1 protein-coding gene, 1 pseudogene and 2 riboswitches are annotated in these 1,392 nt (G+C 69.8%); of the genes and pseudogenes, one reads left to right on the top strand and one right to left on the bottom strand.

Annotation, left to right across the window (positions count from 1 at the left end):
- A pseudogene (locus R6V09_RS53210) lies at window positions 1-124 on the bottom strand (AAA family ATPase); the annotation flags it as partial.
- 155 nt (window positions 125-279) lie between these two features.
- Window positions 280-393: riboswitch (glycine riboswitch) on the top strand.
- Window positions 394-501, top strand: a riboswitch (glycine riboswitch). It abuts the riboswitch before it with no gap.
- A 34-nt stretch (window positions 502-535) separates the two neighbouring features.
- Here R6V09_RS53210 and gcvT point away from each other — a divergent pair.
- A partial coding sequence (gene gcvT / locus R6V09_RS53205; protein WP_317888565.1) for a glycine cleavage system aminomethyltransferase GcvT occupies window positions 536-1,392 on the top strand: 857 nt, incomplete at its 3' end.

The raw sequence follows: 1,392 nt of genomic DNA, 5'->3' as shown, positions 1-1,392 counted from the left end.
CACGCTCGCGGAGGTCGCGGACGACCGGTGCCGGGCGGGCCGGGCATGCCTCCCTGGCCGGGGCCGAGGGCTGCTCGGGCAGCGCGACGGCCGAGGTCGTGGCGTACGCCGTGGTCCTTGTCACCGTGATCGTCCTCCCTGCGGGGTCAGGAAAGGTTCTCCCCACCGAACGTAAAGAGAAGGTAATGCACGGTGTCTCGCGGTTCCGTTCGCTTCCGGCCACAGGCCTGTTACAAAGCCTGTGCGATGATGTGCGCGCCTAACTGCATACCGGCCGCTTGAATCCGCGCGGGAGAGTCCCCAGCCGTACGTCGTCAGTCGTACGTCGTCCGGGGCGCCGAAGGAGCAAGTCCCTCCCTTGAATCTCTCAGGCCCAGTTACCGCGCGGGCGAGGCACATCTGAAAAGCGGACCGCCGGCGACGGTGGTCCCACCCAAGGTGCAACCCGTGACCCGTGCGGTCATGGCGAACCTCTCAGGTCCCGATGACAGATGGGGAGGAACGACCTCGCCGTCATGCCTTGGGAGACCGACCGATGAGCAGTACCGCCACCCCTGAGAAGCGCCGCACCGCGCTCGACGCGCTGCACCGCTCGCTCGGTGCGACGATGACCGACTTCGCCGGCTGGGACATGCCGCTGCGCTACGGCTCCGAACGCGACGAACACCTCGCCGTCCGCACGAAGGCCGGCCTCTTCGACCTCTCCCACATGGGCGAGATCACGGTCACCGGACCGGACGCGGCCTCTCTCCTCAACTACGCGCTCGTCGGAAACATCGCCTCCGTGGGCGTGGGCCGCGCCCGCTACACCATGATCTGCCGGGCCGACGGCGGCATCCTCGACGACCTCATCGTCTACCGGCTGGCCGAGACCGAGTACATGGTGGTGGCCAACGCCTCCAACGCCCAGATTGTCCTGGACTCGTTGGTGGAGCGTGCCGTCGGCTTCGACGCCGTCGTCCGCGACGACCGTGACGCGTACGCGCTGCTCGCCGTCCAGGGCCCCGAGTCCCCCGGCATCCTCGCCTCGCTCACGGACGCCGACCTCGACGGTCTGAAGTACTACGCCGGCCTGCCCGGCACGGTCGCGGGCGTCCCCGCGCTGATCGCCCGCACCGGCTACACCGGCGAGGACGGCTTCGAGCTGTTCGTCGCCCCCGGTGACGCCGAGAAGCTGTGGGAGGCGCTGATCGAGGCCGGAGCGCCGGCCGGGCTGATCCCCTGCGGTCTGTCCTGCCGGGACACGCTGCGCCTGGAGGCGGGCATGCCGCTCTACGGCCACGAGCTGTCGACCTCGCTCACCCCCTTCGACGCCGGGCTCGGCCGGGTCGTGAAGTTCGAGAAGGACGGCGACTTCGTCGGGCGCGGCGCCCTGGAGGCCGCCGCCGAGCG

Origin of the sequence: Streptomyces sp. W16 (genome assembly GCF_033194735.1) — a bacterium.
GTDB lineage: Bacteria > Actinomycetota > Actinomycetes > Streptomycetales > Streptomycetaceae > Streptomyces.
The sequence above is the reverse complement of the archived record's forward strand: the minus strand, read 5'-3'. Positions and strand labels throughout refer to the sequence as shown.